The organism is Pseudomonas sp. DCB_AW (genome assembly GCF_026240895.1).
Taxonomy (GTDB): Bacteria; Pseudomonadota; Gammaproteobacteria; order Pseudomonadales; family Pseudomonadaceae; genus Aquipseudomonas; species Aquipseudomonas kermanshahensis.
In genome coordinates this window covers 128,850-146,230 of the sequence record NZ_JAPFCE010000005.1, presented here as the reverse complement: position 1 = coordinate 146,230, position 17,381 = coordinate 128,850, and the positions used below count along the sequence as shown (strand labels likewise).

Annotated in this window: 9 protein-coding genes, 1 tRNA gene and 1 pseudogene; 3 read left to right on the top strand and 8 right to left on the bottom strand. The window is 58.4% G+C overall.

The genetic code is table 11. The features are described from left to right. Positions 1–386 precede the first annotated feature (386 nt). Both OO306_RS05875 and OO306_RS05870 read left to right on the top strand, forming a co-directional pair. A complete protein-coding gene (locus tag OO306_RS05875; RefSeq protein ID WP_265968017.1) occupies positions 387–4,907 on the top strand; it encodes a hypothetical protein in 4,521 nt (1,506 codons plus the stop codon). After that, complete coding sequence (locus tag OO306_RS05870; protein WP_265968016.1) at positions 4,904–10,249, top strand: RHS repeat-associated core domain-containing protein; 5,346 nt, start codon at positions 4,904–4,906, stop codon at positions 10,247–10,249. The genes OO306_RS05875 and OO306_RS05870 overlap by 4 nt, the downstream gene beginning before the upstream one ends. 257 nt (positions 10,250–10,506) lie before the next feature. Here the strand turns inward: OO306_RS05870 and OO306_RS05865 are convergent. The 8 genes and pseudogenes from OO306_RS05865 to OO306_RS05830 form a co-directional block, all read right to left on the bottom strand. Beyond that, a pseudogene (locus tag OO306_RS05865) lies at positions 10,507–10,725 on the bottom strand (Arm DNA-binding domain-containing protein); the annotation flags it as partial. A gap of 229 nt (positions 10,726–10,954) precedes the next feature. After that, positions 10,955–11,030 (bottom strand) — tRNA-Gly (locus tag OO306_RS05860). Between the two features lie 63 nt (positions 11,031–11,093). Next, a complete protein-coding gene (pgsA, locus tag OO306_RS05855) occupies positions 11,094–11,654 on the bottom strand; it encodes a CDP-diacylglycerol--glycerol-3-phosphate 3-phosphatidyltransferase (RefSeq protein ID WP_027592792.1) in 561 nt (186 codons plus the stop codon). A 33-nt stretch (positions 11,655–11,687) separates the two neighbouring features. Further along, positions 11,688–13,511: an excinuclease ABC subunit UvrC gene (gene uvrC / locus OO306_RS05850; protein WP_027592793.1), complete on the bottom strand. Its 1,824-nt coding sequence runs from the start codon at positions 13,509–13,511 to the stop codon at positions 11,688–11,690. Between the two features lie 5 nt (positions 13,512–13,516). Then, complete coding sequence (uvrY, locus tag OO306_RS05845; protein ID WP_027592794.1) at positions 13,517–14,155, bottom strand: UvrY/SirA/GacA family response regulator transcription factor; 639 nt, start codon at positions 14,153–14,155, stop codon at positions 13,517–13,519. 63 nt (positions 14,156–14,218) lie between these two features. Beyond that, positions 14,219–14,608, bottom strand: coding sequence for a helix-turn-helix domain-containing protein (locus OO306_RS05840; RefSeq protein ID WP_027592795.1), 390 nt, complete (start codon positions 14,606–14,608; stop codon positions 14,219–14,221). A gap of 121 nt (positions 14,609–14,729) precedes the next feature. Next, positions 14,730–15,161 carry a GNAT family N-acetyltransferase gene (locus OO306_RS05835; RefSeq protein WP_265968012.1) on the bottom strand — a complete coding sequence of 144 codons (432 nt, stop codon included), beginning with the start codon at positions 15,159–15,161 and terminating at the stop codon, positions 14,730–14,732. Positions 15,162–15,174: 13 nt separating this feature from the next. Then, entirely contained in the window at positions 15,175–15,561 is a 387-nt protein-coding gene (locus tag OO306_RS05830; protein WP_265968010.1) for a DUF488 domain-containing protein, read from the bottom strand. Positions 15,562–15,689: 128 nt separating this feature from the next. Between OO306_RS05830 and OO306_RS05825 the strand changes: the two genes are divergently transcribed. Beyond that, positions 15,690–17,306: an inorganic phosphate transporter gene (locus OO306_RS05825; RefSeq protein WP_265968008.1), complete on the top strand. Its 1,617-nt coding sequence runs from the start codon at positions 15,690–15,692 to the stop codon at positions 17,304–17,306. Positions 17,307–17,381: the final 75 nt, after the last annotated feature.

Here is a 17,381-nt window from a genome sequence, read left to right as displayed (position 1 = left end):
GGCTTCAGTGGGCAGAAAAAATCCTGATTTGGCATGAGGCCATGCACACATGTAGTGCCCCGGGACGGCGTTACGGCCCTCCGCCACAGTCCGGCGCCCGAGCAAGCCAGCATCTACAAGCACAGGACAAACCCCACAGCGCGCGCCCCAAACGCCAAATCCTAGGCACAAAAAAAGAGACCTTAAGGCCTCATCTTTGTGATCCCAGCGACGCCCTGAGGATCGAATTTGGAGCGGGAAAAGAGACTCTCATCCTGTTCGCAACTGACATTTTTGCCAGTTGCCTCCCCTTTCACCCAGATGAATACTGAATCACACCTGTTGCCTACATCGGCTCATCAAGGTGATCAAGCACCTTGTTGAGGCCTCAAACCTCGGAGGTTTAAATGAGCGCCCGAAAAATCTACAGCGAAGATGTATTCAGGTATTTCAATTCAGGCGACCCTATCACTGTCAACGGCTCTGCCTGCTACTGGCGGAGTTACAATGATGTGTACGTTTTCTTCACGCGAACGCCCGAAGATGAAGATTCCGAGCGTTTCCGCTGGAGCGATGTCAAAAGCCTCGAATCCTTTGAAGAAAAAAGGCAAGAAATAGCGAACGAATTTTCCGAGTTTTTCAAGAGAGGCTGGCGGCTGGTGAAGGCCAGCTATCACGATAAACTTCATACCATCCCTCACCCACTCCTGCTCGAACGAAGGAATGGTAACACTCATGCCGATTTTCACGTCGGCAAGGTTTCAAAGGGTGAAGACCCATGCGTGGTAACGCTCATCCGCGATGATGACACCGACGCTTTGAACATCGCAATTGCCAATCCCAGGATCTTAAAGAAAATCAACGAAAGTAATTTCCCATACCATGACTTGAGCTACGTCTTCTTTTTTCTCCGCAACAACACCCCAGCGCCTGACTTCGTGGACTTGGAAGCCACCCGATACCAGGCATTCGTGCATGCCATCGCACCTGATTATGTGCTTGAGCTACCCAACATCCCCCCTGCGCTTACGGACGAACCGTTGGCCGAGCTGCCCTGCATGACAGGCTTCGAGCGCAGTGCGTTGGGCACAGGTGATTGTGTTTGGGCAAGCCCCTGCCGTGTGCTGGCGGACCGGGACCTGCAGCTGGACGAAAGCGTTCACGTGTGGGCCGTCGACCCCATCGACGGGCGCGTGCTGAAAACCGTCTCGCTGAAAGCGACCGAAGCCAACAAGGCCCGCGCGGTCTGGCCGGCTGCATTGGTCAAGGCGATCCAGGCCGACCGCACGCTGGTCGAGGGGTCCGTGCTGCTCCAGGCCGGGCATCTCTCGGACGACGCCGAATTTACCGAAAACACCGATGCCCCCACCTCGCAAACCTTCACGGGTTACAACAACATCGAGAAAAGCCAGGTCGATCGTTTGTGGGCATTTGATTCGCATTGCAAGCTGCTCAGCAACCTACCGTTCAAGGCCAATCAGGTCAGTGCACTCCGGCTTCCAGAGGCAGAGCCGCCTTTGGGAGAACGTGTTTGCATACAAGTGCGCCACAGGACCAGCCAGCACCTGTACGAATCTCATTTTTGCCAGCCCGAAGCGAACAGCACCCGCAGCAGCTGGAGCAAACAGATGTGCGAATTCCTCAACCAGCACAGTGCGATGCTAAGGGCCGGCAAACTCCAGGACAATGGCATCAGCATCACGCCCTCGGAGCAGGGTAATCAGCTCTGGATACCGCAACTGTCCGACCTTTCTGTACAACTTGAATCCGTCAATTGGCTTGAGCACGCATCATTCACCGTGAATTCGGGCCTGGCCTTGGAAAACAAGGTGGTGATTGCGGTACACGATCATGTAACGGGCGCAGCGCTGCCGGGATCGCCGTTCACGTTCTGCCCAAGTGTTGCAACACAAGCGCAGGACCAGTGGCCGAGCGCGTTGGCCAGCCAGTTGGCTGGCAGTCCCTTGGCACCCTACATCAAACTGGAACAGGCAAGCAGCGGCGGCACGGCCCCTGCATCGACATGGCGTTGCCTACGCGCAGCAGTGCCACTTCGCATCTGGATGAGCGAGCCCTTGGCATCACCTGTCTGGTCAAGCCGCTCCGGCGCGGATATCGATGACGTGCTTGACGCCTGTCTTGACGACGCAAGTATCCAGTTGCTCATTGAGAGCCGCGACACGCGCACAGGATACCTCTGCCACGCTTCATCCATTACTTTGTCGGCGATGGAGTCTTCACTCGATCAGGCAGCAAAGCGGGCCAAGCTGGCGAAAACGCTTGAAGAGCACTTGAAACAAAACGGGGTTGTTTGGCTTGGACTCAGCATCGAATCCAATGTTTCCGGCACCTCGCTGAACCATTGGAAATTGTGCGAAGCAACTGCTCTTCATTTACAAACAACACTGGGAAAAATAATTTCAGCGCCCATAGCGGTTGACAACCACGACACGCCTCCTTTGCCATTTCACATCGATAAACTCATTACAAATGGACCAATCCAGGAATACAACAATCACATTCTCAAGGCCGACACAGAAAAACTGCAACCACATGAAGACCACATAGGATTATATAAAGACCACATAGGATTATATGAAGACTACATAGGATTATATGAAGACCACATAGGATTATATGAAGACCACATAGACCCCGTATATTATTTATACTTAAAAATCTATCAGAAAGGAATTCATGCCGCTGATTACCTCGAAAAAAGAATCCAGAACAATTCGATGCAAATCAATATACTCACCCCGCAATACCCAAAGGAATTCGACGCAAACGACAAACAAATGCTACTTGAGTCAGGCTGCCTTAAAGAGGATTCAATAGGTAGATCTTTCTTTATGCCTAATGACCCCACCCCCTTGATGGCTATCGACCCCACCCTTCATAATACCTCTTATGCCATCTATTGTATTATGGAAGGGTACGCGCGCTTCCTTCGTGCTGGTTTTCAGTGCATTAAGCTTCTTACGCATGCCTTTCTTAACAGAAAATTCATCAAAAATACCCTCTCAGATGTAGCAACAATCCAAAGCCACTTCGCAACTATCGAGATCCGCACCTCCTCACCACGGGAGCAACTCTGCATTGCACTCGACACTCAAGCCATCGATAAAGGCTTTTCTCTGATCTCATGCAACCAAGATGACGGCGAACTCACACTCGATTTAAACTTCCCTTCTGAACCCGATGAAGATAGCGCTACAGCAGGCATCTTGATCGGCATCGTATCGCCACGTTCTCTTTGGAAGAAAATTCAAAGCTGCACCACAAAGAAAGAGATTTTTGAACTGCCTGCGCAGGACACACTGTGTGTCGATATGGCCAATACCGTAGCGTCCGAGCTCTTTGCCTCTGGCGGCTCGCAGCCCCATGGCGTCTCGCCCCAGACAGGCCTGTTCCACTTCCATCACACAATTGCAACGCTTTCCAGCCTCTCCGGCAACACGCCTGCGATCCCACTGACGTTGAACTACTCGCCGTTACGTGCCAACGAAAGCGCCCTCGGCGATGGCTTCGCGTTCTCCGGTTTTTCTTCTTACGACAATCGAAACCGGCGCCTGGTACTGAGCAACGGCACCGTACATAATCTCAGCATTGATGACATCAAGGACCTGATCAATGGCGAGTCGATAGTACGCCTTGGCTATACCCTCAAAGCAGGCCAAGGGACTACCGAACAGTTGAGCGCTAGAGGTGGCAACCGAAAGGTCTATCACCTGAGCACTCTCACGATCGAACTCCTCAACGGCCACGAGGAAGTACTGGGCCTCCCCCAGACTCATGACAACGTGGAAAGTGGCGAAGCATATAAAGGCCGCCTTAAAAGCAAGATCAATGCGATTATTGAGCAAATCGATGAAGCATTGGACGCGCTGAAAACCCCATCAAAAGATGCAACGCCGATATGGAGCATTCTCGGTACTGCGCTTGTCGGAGGCATGGGTCTCGCGGCTGGTTCAAAAATTGATGACTACGAAAAAACCCGATGTATACATCTCTCTTCCGTTGTTGCGACTTTTATCAACACCGCGTGGGGCGCCGATTTGTTAGTTAAGGACGGGGCAAAACTCAAACAGGTCACCGCGAATAGAACAGAGCTGAACAAACTGAAAACCGAAATGGCGTTGACACTCGCCGATGTCGAGCGCAATGCCTTGATCCTGGTGCCCCTGCAACTCAAGGCCGACAGCCGAGCGCTGCAACTGGCCTGGCAAGGCGTGAAGGGCCATGCCCGCCTGAATGACATAAAGGACGGCGTCAACGTGCTGCTCAAGGCCGAACACTCTGCCGAGCCGATGCTGAAGGGTAGCCAACAGAGCGTTTTCACCCTCTGGCCAGAGACTGAGGAGCGTTGCTGCATCACCCTGGACATCAAGGACTGCCTGCTCAGGCGTGTGACTCGATCCAGCGGCTCTCAGCCCGACAAGCCCGACCAGCGCCTGCACTTCCAGTACTCGGCGACGGCAGTGCTCGACAATATATTGTGCGGCGTTACCGAGGACGATGGTTCACGGGAACTGGTCGCCTACGACTGGCCGACTTACTCTTCGCTACCTCGCGTCGTTCTGCAAACCTTGGTCCCTGGTGGCCAACAACCGAATACCCACCACGCCTGGGCCTGGGAAGGTGAAGAGCGAATCACCGCAGCCACCCGCTACGCACACGCGCCAGTCGGCAGCGACCTGGAACAGATCCCATCCACCCGCTGGGAGTGGTCTCACAGCGCTGACGGTGCGACCCAACTTGCGCGCCTGATCGAGAAGGTCCCCGGCGAGCAGCAGCGCATCACGCGCCATGTCTATCAGGCCGACAACGCCGTGCCCGAGCCGCTGCGCCAGCCGCGGCAAACAGAGCAGCACATCACCGTCGAAGATCTCCGCGTCGCCGCCACTGCCGAGGAACAGCAGCCATGACCAGCACGGATCAGACCACCTCCAGCCCATCGCCCACCCTTCCAGCGACTTCGCTCACGGAAACCGCGCTTACCCGCTACCGCCCAGGCGGCCTGGAACCTATACAGTTCATCACTGACGACGGCTTGCACACACGGCTCTGGTACTACGAAACCGATGCCCATCCACTGGATATCAGCAAGCTGGTTGCAGGGCTGACACTGGCCAAAGTCACCACCGGTACCAACGCCACGCTGGGCAGCACCGGCAGGACACTGGCCGATGCCACCCAGCTCAGCTGCACCGAGCGCCCGGAGGCTGGTAAAGGCCTGCTGCCACTGTGCGCGCAATACCAGTACCTGCTGCTGCCCGACGGTAGCCGCCAGGCCCCGGTACTGACCCTGTTCGGCTACGCCCTGAACCAGCGCGACGAGCACGGCACCCTGCTGCCCAACACCGTGCTGACCTTCGAAGGCTTCGAAGCCTTTGCCGACAGCGACACCCTGGCCTTGACGGACGTGAAGCTGGCCAAACCGACAGCGCTGTCCGTCGCCCTGGTGCAGGCCAACTACCAGCACCAGGCCGGCGCGATCCGCAGCTGCGAACGCATCGCCACCCAGTGGTACCAGAACGACAACGCTCGCAGCACCCAGACCGTGACCGAGGTGGTGACCACCGGCCAACAAGCCGCCACATACGAACTGCTGCGCACCACACCCTACTCGACGGCAACGGCCATCCTGCAACGCCAGATCGTGTCGGCGCGCACCGGCCGCCTGCTGCGTGAAACCCAGCAAGACAACGAGGGCAAGGCCATAGCGTTTACCTGCCATCGGTACGATAGCCTGGGCCGGGGCGTACGCAGTGACACCTATGCGTTCGAAGAAAGTGCCTTTACCACCGGCTTGGTGAATACGCTAAACCTCACCCACTTGCAATCCATCCACTACGCGCAAGATGGCAAGGGCAGGCTGGTCAGGAGTTGCGACGCCCTAGGGCGTCACCAGCAGTGCTTTTATGATGGCCAGCAACGCATCGTGCGCCGTGAGCTGCAACGCGTGCCAGGGCCTGACCACAGTGCCGGCAACTACTGTGCGGTGGAAGAAACATCCTGGGACAGCGATGGGCAAATGGCCGGCCAAGTGATATTCGACTACTTGCCGGGTGGCCTGCGCATCGACAATGTCAAAGCACTGCCCGAGCAGAGCAAGGACTGGTTCTGGCAGGCCCACGGGCATGACCCGGTGGTTACCGACGCAAACCAGAATGTATCGTTGACCACCCGCTCCACCCTGGGGCTGATCTCGCAAGGCGCACTGACCACGCAGCAATCCACCCAGCGCAACCTGCCGGACGGATCGGTCACCCTGACTCACGAAGTCTGGAAAGGCCTGGAGAAACCTGCCGCCGGTGCTGCCATCACGACCACCCAGACCCTCAACCAGAAAGGCCAGTGCACCCAGGTAAGCGAGGATATCCGCGGCTATGCGAAGCAAGCCAGAACCTGGGATATCACCTACGACGGCCTGGGGCGCCCAAAGACGCTGACCCAACCGGACAAATCGATCATTGCCTGGGCCTATGAAGGCTTGAACGACGCCCCGACCCGCATGAGCGTGAAGAAGTCGGCGAATGCGCCGGAACGGGTACTGGCCAGCCGCACGTTCAAGGAGGGCACCGTGTCGACGCTGGTCAGGGGCAGCGATACTCGCCAAACACTGCGAACCCGACCAGGCGGCTACGTGAAGCCAGATGGCACCAGCCTTTACCATGCACGCAACGACGATGGCAGCCTGTCCTGGTATGCACAAAGCGGCAGCAACACCGCGAGCAGGACACCCCTGGTGACCTTCAAGTTGAGCCCCGTCACACAGGCCATGCATGCCGAACGCCCGGTGCAGGGGGATCATCAAAGCCTGGTCACCAGCGAAACCTTGCGGCCGCTGCTGCTGGGCACCTGGCGCTTCAAACAGACAGTGCACGGGCAACAGCAGCGCGATGAGGGTTCGGCCTCCCTGCGCGGTGTCCTGACCGGCACATTGAACAGCAACGGCCTGCCCTTGCAGGCCTGGGAGAATGCCCAAGGCTACCGCAGCCGGTTGCGCCGGGGACCACTCGAATACCATTACACATACACCGCACTGGGGCAGTTGGCCTGCCTGACGGTGCAGGACATGCGCACCGGCCAGTGCTTGCAGGTGCAGTACGACTACGACGCCTTCGGCCGCGAGACCAAGCGCAGTTATGCGCTGAACGGCCAGGAAAAGGTGCGCTACGAGCAAACCTGGTCACCGGCCAGCCAGTTGCTAAGCAAGACGCTGTACCGTGACGGTACACGGGCGAGAACCGAGACATTCGTCTATTACACCAGCGTGACCGGCACCAGCGATGAGTTGCAGCAATGGACGGTGGACGCAGTGGAGGGCGAACAGGTCAAGGATGACGAAGGCTATGCCATCAAGGAAGAGACTTACCGATACGACGACCTGGGCAGCATGACTCAATGCTCGACCACGCGTAGCAACAACGACACGCTGGTACGCGACTATGCCTACGACGATGCGATGCATTCAACTCGGCGTACCGCGATCACCTTTACCGCGACCGTTGCCGGCAAGACCAGTATCCGCACGGTCTCCCTTACGTACGACGCCAACGGCAACCTGGCGACCAACGAGCGGGAACAGTCCCTAGCCTACACCGACAGCGGTCGCCTGAGGTCAGTGACTGCCAAGAATGGCACGACGCCGCTGACCTATTACGAGTACGACGAACATGACTGGCTGATCGCCCAGTGTGATGTCGTCAACAACCAGCGGCGCATCCTCAACTATGGTGCCAATGGCCTGAGTGGGGAAACCTGGCTGGATGGTGCAGGCAAGGTGCTCAAGCGCCTGACGCTGGATGACCAGGCAGGCCTTGCGGTTGCCTTGGACGATCAATGGCTGTTCGTGCTCGGCGACCCGCAGACCGGCGGGGGTGACGAATACCAGTTCAAGGATGGCGCTTGGGTTCGCGATTCGGTCACGTTCACGCCCTGGGGCGTAACCCATCTGGCCACTCTCAACACTCAATCGGTGGGCGTCGGTTACAACCGCCAGCAGGTGGATCGGGTGACGGGGGGGTTCCATCTGGGCAACGGTTACCGCTTCTACGACGCCCAGCACAAAGTGTTCTGCCAGCCCGACGACTGGAGTCCGCTGGGTGCGGCCGGTCCGAATAGCCGTGCCTACTGCCCGAAAGCCGATCCGGTCAACTTCGAGGACCCCAGTGGCCACATCATGCTCAGCCGCCAGGCCCAGGCAGGCAGCCTGGCAAGGCTCGATACCATTCTTGCCGCGCTGGCTCCCAGCACGGAGACGGCGTCGCCCCAGGCTGCCGGCGTCGGGGATTGGATGTTGTTCGCTGGCCTGACGATTTTTGGCGCACTGTTGATCATAGCTTCGGCGGGCACCCTCAGTGCGCCGGTGATCGCGGGCCTGTTGATCGTCTATGCAGCAGGTGCCGCCGTCACGGCGACGGGGATGGCACTGAGGCAGTCGAACCCGGAGTTGTCGCGGATATTGGAACCTGTGGGGCAAGTGATGATGGCACTGGCCAGTGCGCCGGCGGCAGGCTCGCAGATGGCTGGGGTGGCGAGGGCAGTGATGTATGGATCGACACTGGCGTATGCAGGTTTGACCATCGCGCAGGTGTCGGTGCAACAGAGCAACCCTGAACTGGCAGAGAAACTGGGATGGGCGGCAATGGCTGCTGGCCTGCTTGACCTAGCGCATGTCGGAGCAACAAAACTGGGGAGCGGCCTGGCCAATCTGGGCTCAAAATCGCTGACTGCCCTGCGCGGAATCCGCAGTACTGTGAAGTTGCATGGTGTTTCATCATTGCTGCGCCGAAGCCGGCGCAGTCAATACCTGCTTAACCCGCACGGCACCCCCGACATGGCATTTCCGGCCCTTGGCTCGAAGGATATGCACCTCGGCGGAATCCGAAGTAACGGACATGTGATATCCGTAGAGGAGGACTTCCCGGGCATCCATCTTTTTGACGATACAATAGGATATCGGCATGCCGTAACCGAAAATCGTAAATCGATGGCCCCCTTTATCGAGAGTGAACTCGATAAAATAAACAACGCCAAACTAAACGGGTTAGCGACCACACCACAGACCAGCTATGAGAAATCACTGAGCAACGCCAATGCCAAACTCACGGAGCTGGAAAACGAAGTGAGTACGGTCAAGAACCTGAACAATGATTTTCGTGCTGGAATCGAAAAAAAATATCGCTCAGCACAATCCGCCTCGACGGAACTGGACGACCTCATCAGCGGAAAAAACAACGTAGGATTCTCGCTTGCCAAAGCAAAAGACGGCGATGAAATTAGTCGCATCCTTGATGATCTTGAATCTATATATCAGAATAAGCAGTTCAGTGGCATAACGGAGATCATTGACGCAGCAAAAATTAAAGCAGGTGCTATACCCGAGGGTGAAGCGAGCCTTGCCTACTGGAAACGCTTGCTGACAGACCTGCAAGCGGATCTTAAAAACAAGTACGACACCCTGCAAAGGGCCCACAATGCACAACTGGACCGGATTCAAAAAGCTGAACGTCAACTCAGCGTAAATTTCCACCACTATGAAGACCGCGTATTGGCTTCGCTGAGAAAAACACACGCTTCTTATAGAACCAGTTTGAAGCGCCTCACGGGCGCAACATCATTCAACCCATCGGTCATTCCCGATCATACTGCTCTTGTATCGAGGCTGAATGTAATCGGCCATGGATACATAGATAAAAACAACGTGGCACACATAGGCCGCTATGTACGTAGGGGCGGCGAAACAGTGGCGGTAAGGACATCACCCAAAAAATTCTACGAAATGCTGATCAATGATTTCAAAGAAAAAATGAAAGCCACGCCAAAAGAACTGCGCAAACTCACCCAAACCCCCTACAAATCCATTACTGCCACGGGATGGCATGATTTATTCAAGAAAAAATATGGAAGCATCCGCCTCATTAGCTGCAATTTGGCTTCAGAGGTAAACGGCACTTCATTCGCTCGAAAACTGAACGCCATTTCCGGAGTTTCTGTCAAAGCCTCAACAGAACGGCTTTTTGCCACGATCACGGACAGTAAAGCACTTTACAAACAGTACAAGTTCGCGAAACTACTAAGAAAGCCTATAGGTAATTTCAGCCAATTCTTCAACGCTACGCTTTCAGAGCCAAGATATACGCTACATCTCCCCAAGCTTGACATGCCTCATTTTTACCGTTCCCCTATAAAACAGTTCGATAGTGGAGTGTGGGATGAACTGCCAGGGATTTCCTATAACATGCCTACCGTATATCAGTAACAATTTGACGCAACACACTAGGGTCTGTATGAAAAGTCTTGAGAAAGGTCAGGCAAGGTGAAAACAGCCGAGGAAGCGGAGTTTACGGGTTGTAAATTAGCACTGTAATCACACCCTCGACGGGCCCACCCGTCGAGGGAAGGCCTTTCTCATTTTTGGAGGCCTTTCATGAAACTGGAACTCGCTCTATACCAGGCGCTGATATCGATCAACGTCACAGACGACAAAGCCACGGCTGTCATCCAAGCACTGGAGAATGAACGCGCCCGGTCCCGCGCCTCCCTGGCCTCCTTGAGGCTGACGGCCGGATAGACGCCCATCGAGATGCGGGCCTGCTTGCCCAACCAATAGAAACGGAAGTGCCACTGCTTAGCGCCCTTCGCACCGACGAACAGTGCAAGGCCAGCGGTGTCTTTGAGGGTGTAGTTCTTGCCGGTCGCCTTGGCCTGGCAGACAGCGGTATCGGTCAATGGCATGTGTGCATCTCCCGGTCTCGTAAGGACGAGGAGATGTATATCGATGCCCAAGGCCCAGCTCAGCCATCAATCCGCTACGCCAACCACCCGGAATCGCTGTACTTAAAAATGTACTTAAATTTCGTGGCTGCTAGTGGATTCAGGCAGACTGCGCTGAAACGAAAAAAGACGCCGAAGCGTCTATTTTCAAGGACTTACAGACTTCCATGGAACTCTGTAGATCTTTATTTGGAGCGGGAAACGAGACTCGAACTCGCGACCCCGACCTTGGCAAGGTCGTGCTCTACCAACTGAGCTATTCCCGCGTCGTGATGGGTGCCATTCTAGCGATATCTAAAACGGCGTCAACCCCTTGATTCAAAAAAGTTTTATTTTTGTTCCGAGCCTTCGCGCAAGTGCGGCCAGGCGGCCAGCAGGTAATGCGCCATCGACCACAGCGTCAGCCCTGCCGCCACCAGCAGCAGGCCGTAACCCAGAATCACCCACATCGTCACCGCAGGTGGGTTGCCCAGCAGAATGACCAGCGCCAGCATCTGTGCCGCGGTCTTCCACTTGCCGAGGTTGGACACCGCCACGTGCGCCCTCGCCCCCAGTTCGGCCATCCACTCGCGCAGCGCCGAAACGACGATCTCGCGGCCGATGATCACCGCTGCGGGCAAGGTCAGCCAGAAGTTGGCGTGTACCTGCACCAGCAGCACCAGCGCCACGGCGACCATCAGTTTGTCTGCCACTGGGTCCAGGAAGGCACCGAACGGCGTGCTCTGCTGCAGGCGACGCGCCAGGTAGCCGTCCAGCCAGTCGGTGGCGGCGGCAACGGCGAACACACTGCTGGCGGCCATATAGCTCCAGTGATAGGGCATATAGAACAGCAGGATGAAGATCGGGATGAGCAGGACGCGTAGAACGGTGAGCAGGTTTGGAATATTCATCGGTACGACTGGCTGCGGGTTGAGCCCGGCATTCTACTCGCTATGCAGGCTGGCATAAATCGACTCGGCAAGCTTTTTACTGATGCCGGGGGCTTTGGCGATCTCATCGATACTGGCGCGGTTGAGCTCTTGCAGGCCACCGAAGTGTTTCAGCAGGTCGCGCCGGCGCTTGGGGCCGACCCCGGCCACGTCTTCCAGGCTGGACACGCGACGGGCCTTGCCGCGGCGGGCACGGTGGCCGGTGATGGCGAAGCGGTGGGCTTCGTCGCGGATCTGCTGGATAAGGTGCAGCGCCGGTGAGTCGCCCTTGAGGGTGAACTCGTGGTGCACGTCGTTGAGGTACAGGGTTTCGAAACCGGCCTTGCGGGTCACGCCTTTGGCCACGCCGAGCAGGGTCAGGTCGGTGAAGGCCAGCTCCTGCATCACGTCGCGGGCCATGTTCAACTGGCCTTTGCCGCCGTCTACCAGCAAGACGTCGGGCAACTTGCCCTCGCCGTCCTTGATGCGCCCGTAGCGGCGGGTCAGGGCCTGGTGCATGGCGGCGTAGTCGTCACCGGCGGTGACGCCTTCGATGTTGAAGCGGCGGTAGTCGGACTTGATCGGGCCTTCGGGGCCGAACACCACGCAGCTGGCCACGGTGGCTTCGCCGCTGGAGTGGCTGATGTCGTAGCACTCCAGGCGCTGCGGCACTTCGTCCAGGCCCAACACCTGGGCCAGGGCCTCGAAGCGCGCGGCCATGTGCTGGCGGTTGGCCAGGCGGGCGTTGAGGGCCTGTTCGGCGTTGGTCACGGCCAATTGCTGCCAGCGGGCCCGAGTGCCGCGCACCCGGTGAGTGATGGTCAGCTCGCGGCCGCGTAGGGTCTGCAGTGCTTCGCTGATGGCTTCGAAGTCTTCGTGCACCACGTTGACGATGAGTTCGCCTGGCAGTTCACGCTCGGCGTTGCCCACGTAGTACTGGGACAGGAACGCGGCCATGACTTCAGCCACCTCCTCCTCGATGCCCACCTGCGGGAAGAAGTTTTTGCTGCCCAGCACCCGGCCGCCGCGCACGCTGATCAGGTGCACGCAGGCGCCACCGGGGTTGACGAAGGCCGCGATGACGTCGACGTCGCCGGTACCGCCTTCGATGTACTGCTGGTCCTGCACGCGGCGCAACAGGGCGATCTGGTCGCGCAGTTCGGCGGCCTTCTCGAAATTGAGGGCCATGGCGGCCTTCTCCATTTCGGCATTGAGCTCGTTGCCCAACTGTTGGCTGCGGCCTTCGAGGAACATCACCGAGTGGCGGATATCGTCGGCGTACTCGTCTTTATCCACCAGGCCGACACACGGCCCTTTGCAGCGTTTGATCTGGTACTGCAGACACGGCCGGGTGCGGTTGGCGTAGTAGCTGTCCTCGCATTGGCGCACCGAAAAGGCCTTTTGCAACAGGCTAAGGCTTTCGCGAATGGCGCCGGCGCTGGGGTACGGTCCGAAGTAACGGCCCTTGGCTTTTTTTGCACCGCGGTGGATGCCCAGGCGCGGGAAGTCGCCGTCAGACAGGAAGACATAAGGGTAAGACTTGTCGTCGCGCAACAGGATGTTGTACGGCGGCCGCCATTCCTTGATCAGGTTCTGCTCCAGCAGCAGCGCCTCAGTCTCGTTGGCGGTGATGGTGGTCTCGACCTGGGCGATACGGCCCACCAGCGCGGCGGTCTTGGGGGCCAGGCCGGTTTTACGGAAATAGCTGGCCAGACGCTTCTTGAGGTTTTTGGCCTTGCCCACGTAGAGCAGCCGCGCCTCGGCGTCGAACATACGGTAAACGCCCGGGCGACCGCTGCAGGTCGCCAGGAACGCGCTGGCATCAAAAGCTTGGGGCATGAGGTTTACAGGCTTGCGTCAACCATACCGTGGCGAACGGCCAGCAAGGTCAGTTCGACGTCGCTGGTGACCGAGAGTTTTTCAAAGATCCGATAACGGTAAGTATTGACGGTCTTGGGCGAGAGGCACAACTTGTCCGAGATGATCTGCACCTTCTGGCAGCCGACGATCATCAAGGCGATCTGGATTTCCCGCTCGGACAAGGCGTCAAACGGCGAGCCTTGCGGCTGGAACGACTTCAGCGCCAATTGCTGGGCGATTTGCGGGCTGATGTAGCGCTGGCCGGCAAAGGCCAGGCGAATGGCCTGGACCATTTCGTCGAGCCCGGCGCCCTTGGTCAGGTAACCGGCCGCGCCGGCTTGCAGCAGGCGCGTGGGGAATGGGTCTTCCTCGCACACGGTGACCGCGACCACCTTGATGTCGGGGTGGCTGCGCAACAGTTTACGGGTAGCCTCCAGGCCACCGATGCCCGGCATTTTCACGTCCATCAGGACGACGTCCGGCTTCAGCTCCCGGGCCAGCTTCAGCGCCGCCTCCCCTGAATCCCCCTCACCCACCACCTGCAAGCCGTCGATGTCGGCCAGCATGCGTGTAATACCGGTTCGTACCAGATCGTGATCATCGACCACTAAGACCCTAATCAAGCACACACCTCGTCTACAGGGCGATTGGATCCCGCCACCTTAACAAAATTTTTCATGGCGGGCCTAACGCAAAACTTCTGTCAGATAGGCCTGACGGCCAAGTGTGAAAGGCCTCACTGTTTCGCGGCTTTTAACCTCACCTGACAAACGCCCCAGCAAGTGCCAGAGCGCTGCTTGATCGGCGAGCGGCAATTGCCGAAAGGCCCCCAGCAATTCGGCCTCATCCTGGGTCATGTTTTCCAGCGGCGCGGGGGTGCGCACACCGCTGAGCACGTAGAGGGCATCCACGCCATGGGCGGCCACTGCGGCCAGGTAATCGGCACGCGGCGTGCGTTCGCCACTTTCGTATTTACCCTGGGCATTGGGCTCGACTCCGCCAATGTCACCAAACACCCGCTGGGTCATCCCCAACCGCTCACGTTCTTCCCGCAGTCGCGGACCGAATCCATTCATAGGGTGCATCTCCTTAGTCCCTAGACACCATCCAACGCCGCTCATCTTCCTGTAAGCAGCTGTAAATTCCTGGGTCCACTATGCCCATGGTCACCGGCCACGACAAGCCATCACTGAGCTATCAGTCGATTGCGCGCTGCATGCGCACGAAGCACTCATCCTCGCCCATTTCGACAAAGCCCCTGCGCCGATACAACTGCCTGGCCGGGTTGCTGCGGAACACCATCAAACGCAGCAGTGGCACGCGCCGCTGCTTGGCCCAACCGGCGAGCGCCTCCAAAACCCAACTGCCGATACCGCGCCCGCGGTGCTGGGGCAGCAGGTGCAACTCGCGAATGAACAGTGCCTGGCGGTCTTGGCTGAGGCTGCAGTAGCCCAGCACCGTGTCACCTTCCATCACCAGCCATTGCTCGCGCCAGCCCCAGGCCTGATCGAAGGCGTCTTCGAGCCACAACAGGTCGAACTCACGGTAGTACGGCAGCATGGCCCGGCGCGTAAGGTCGCGGGCAAAGCTGCGGTAGGCGTCGGTGGCAGGTACGAGGTTCATGGCCATTATTGTGCACTGCTCAGGTGGCGTAGCACACCGGCGAGCTGCCTGGGCCACGGCGTTCCAGCTCATCCTCCAGCCACTCGGCGAGTACCTGGGCATTGTTGTGCTCGGTGTTTTTGGCGGCATACAGCAAGGTCAGCGGCCCTTTGGCCGCCAGGTCCAGCAGTGGGTACCAGTGCTCGGGGTGGGCGGCCAGCTGTTGCTGGTAGCGCTGGGTGAAACCGGCAAAATCCACTTCACCCTGGTGAAACGCCCTCCGCAATTCGTCCGAAGGTGCCACCTCGCGCAACCATTGGCCCTGCAGGTCTTCCTTGCGTTTGTTGCGCGGCCACAGGCGGTCGACCAGCACGCGCTGGCCATCTTCGTCGGCGGCTACTTCGTAGACACGTTTGCAGCGGATCATGGCTTTCTCCCGCATTTACCGTCTGTCTTGAGCCTAGTGAATTCATTGACCGAGGTCACGGACCGGTCACGAATTGCTCCTAAGCTCACAGCCTTCGGCACCTTCGCCCGACGCCAACCGGAGCCCCCATGGCAACCCCGTCCCTGGCCAGCCAGCCGCCACTGGCCCAACGCGATTCCCGCCCGCAGCTGTCCCACAAGCCCGGGCGTGCCACCCTGGTTTTGTTCTTCGGCCTGCTACTGGCAGGCATCGCCTACACCGCCTGGAGCCTGAAACAGGACGTCAGCGCCAGCGGCACGGTGATCACCACCGTTACCCCCTTCCTGTTGTTGGGCCTGGCGCTGCTGATTGCCCTGGGCTTCGAGTTCGTCAACGGCTTCCATGACACCGCCAACGCCGTCGCCACGGTTATCTATACGCATTCTTTGCCGGCACCGGTCGCCGTGGTCTGGTCGGGGTTATGCAACTTCCTGGGGGTGCTGCTTTCCAGCGGCGCGGTGGCCTTTGGCATCATTGCCTTGTTGCCGGTAGAGCTGATTTTGCAGGTAGGTTCTTCGGCCGGTTTCGCCATGGTCTTCGCCCTGCTGCTGGCCGCGATCATCTGGAACCTGGGCACCTGGTGGCTGGGCTTGCCGGCGTCCTCCTCGCACACACTAATCGGCTCGATCATCGGCGTAGGCGTGGCCAATGCGCTGATGCATGGGCGCGACGGCACCAGCGGCGTGGATTGGACCCAAGCCAGCAAGGTGGGGTATGCCCTGCTGTTTTCGCCACTGATCGGCTTTGCCTGCGCGGCCCTGTTGCTGCTGGCGCTGCGCGCGCTGGTCAAGCGCAAAGAGCTGTACCAGGCGCCGGAAGGCCAGACGCCGCCACCGTGGTGGATCCGCGGCGTACTGATCCTGACCTGCACCGGGGTATCGTTTGCCCACGGCTCCAACGATGGGCAAAAAGGCATGGGGCTGATCATGCTGATTCTTGTCGGCACGCTGCCGATGGCGTATGCACTGAACAAGACCATGCCCAGCGAACAGGCCCTGCAGTTCTCGGCCGTGGCCGAAGTGACGCGTCAGGCCCTGGTGCGCCATGACCCGCAAGCGGCGCCCGCAGACCCGCGCCAAACCTTGACCGCGTTCATCGCCGAACCCAAGCCCAACCCGCAACTGGTACCAGCCCTGGCCGCCCTCACCGGCATGATCGGCGAAGAGGTGAAGGGTTACGGTTCGCTCAAGCGCGTGCCGGCCGAAGCCATGGCCAACGTGCGCAATGACATGTACCTGACCAGCGAAGCCATCCGCCTGCTCGACAAGCACCAGCTGACAAACTTCGATGCCGACACCCGCAGCCATGTGCAACTGTTCAAGACACAGCTGGACGATGCCACGCGCTACATTCCCCTGTGGGTCAAGGTGGCCGTGGCCATCGCGCTGGGGCTTGGGACCATGGTCGGCTGGCGACGCATTGTGGTGACTGTGGGCGAGAAGATCGGCAAGACCCACCTGAGCTATGCCCAAGGCGCATCGGCGGAGGTGGTTGCGATGTGCACCATCGGGGCGGCCGACATGTTCGGGCTGCCGGTCTCGACTACCCACGTGCTGAGCTCGGGTGTGGCTGGGGCCATGGTCGCCAACGGCTCGGGGATTCAGAAGCGTACGTTGATCAACTTACTGATGGCCTGGGTGCTGACCCTGCCCGCGGCAATGCTGCTGGCAGGTAGCCTGTACTGGCTTCTTAACCAGATTTTCTAGGCTGCAATAAAGAACCTGTGGGGCTTGCCCGCGAATGTGATGGTGGACCTACCACAGCATTCGCGGGCAAGCCCG

Bases quoted from the DNA above. Each gene is read 5' to 3' on its own strand.
- OO306_RS05830 (WP_265968010.1), bottom strand. From the start codon at position 15,561: ATGATCCGCTGCAAACGTGTCTACGAAGTAGCCGCCGACGAAGATGGC.
- uvrC (WP_027592793.1), bottom strand. From the start codon at position 13,511: ATGCCCCAAGCTTTTGATGCCAGCGCGTTCCTGGCGACCTGCAGCGGT.
- OO306_RS05875 (WP_265968017.1), top strand. From the start codon at position 387: ATGAGCGCCCGAAAAATCTACAGCGAAGATGTATTCAGGTATTTCAAT.
- OO306_RS05840 (WP_027592795.1), bottom strand. From the start codon at position 14,608: ATGAATGGATTCGGTCCGCGACTGCGGGAAGAACGTGAGCGGTTGGGG.
- pgsA (WP_027592792.1), bottom strand. From the start codon at position 11,654: ATGAATATTCCAAACCTGCTCACCGTTCTACGCGTCCTGCTCATCCCG.
- OO306_RS05870 (WP_265968016.1), top strand. From the start codon at position 4,904: ATGACCAGCACGGATCAGACCACCTCCAGCCCATCGCCCACCCTTCCA.
- OO306_RS05835 (WP_265968012.1), bottom strand. From the start codon at position 15,161: ATGGCCATGAACCTCGTACCTGCCACCGACGCCTACCGCAGCTTTGCC.
- OO306_RS05825 (WP_265968008.1), top strand. From the start codon at position 15,690: ATGGCAACCCCGTCCCTGGCCAGCCAGCCGCCACTGGCCCAACGCGAT.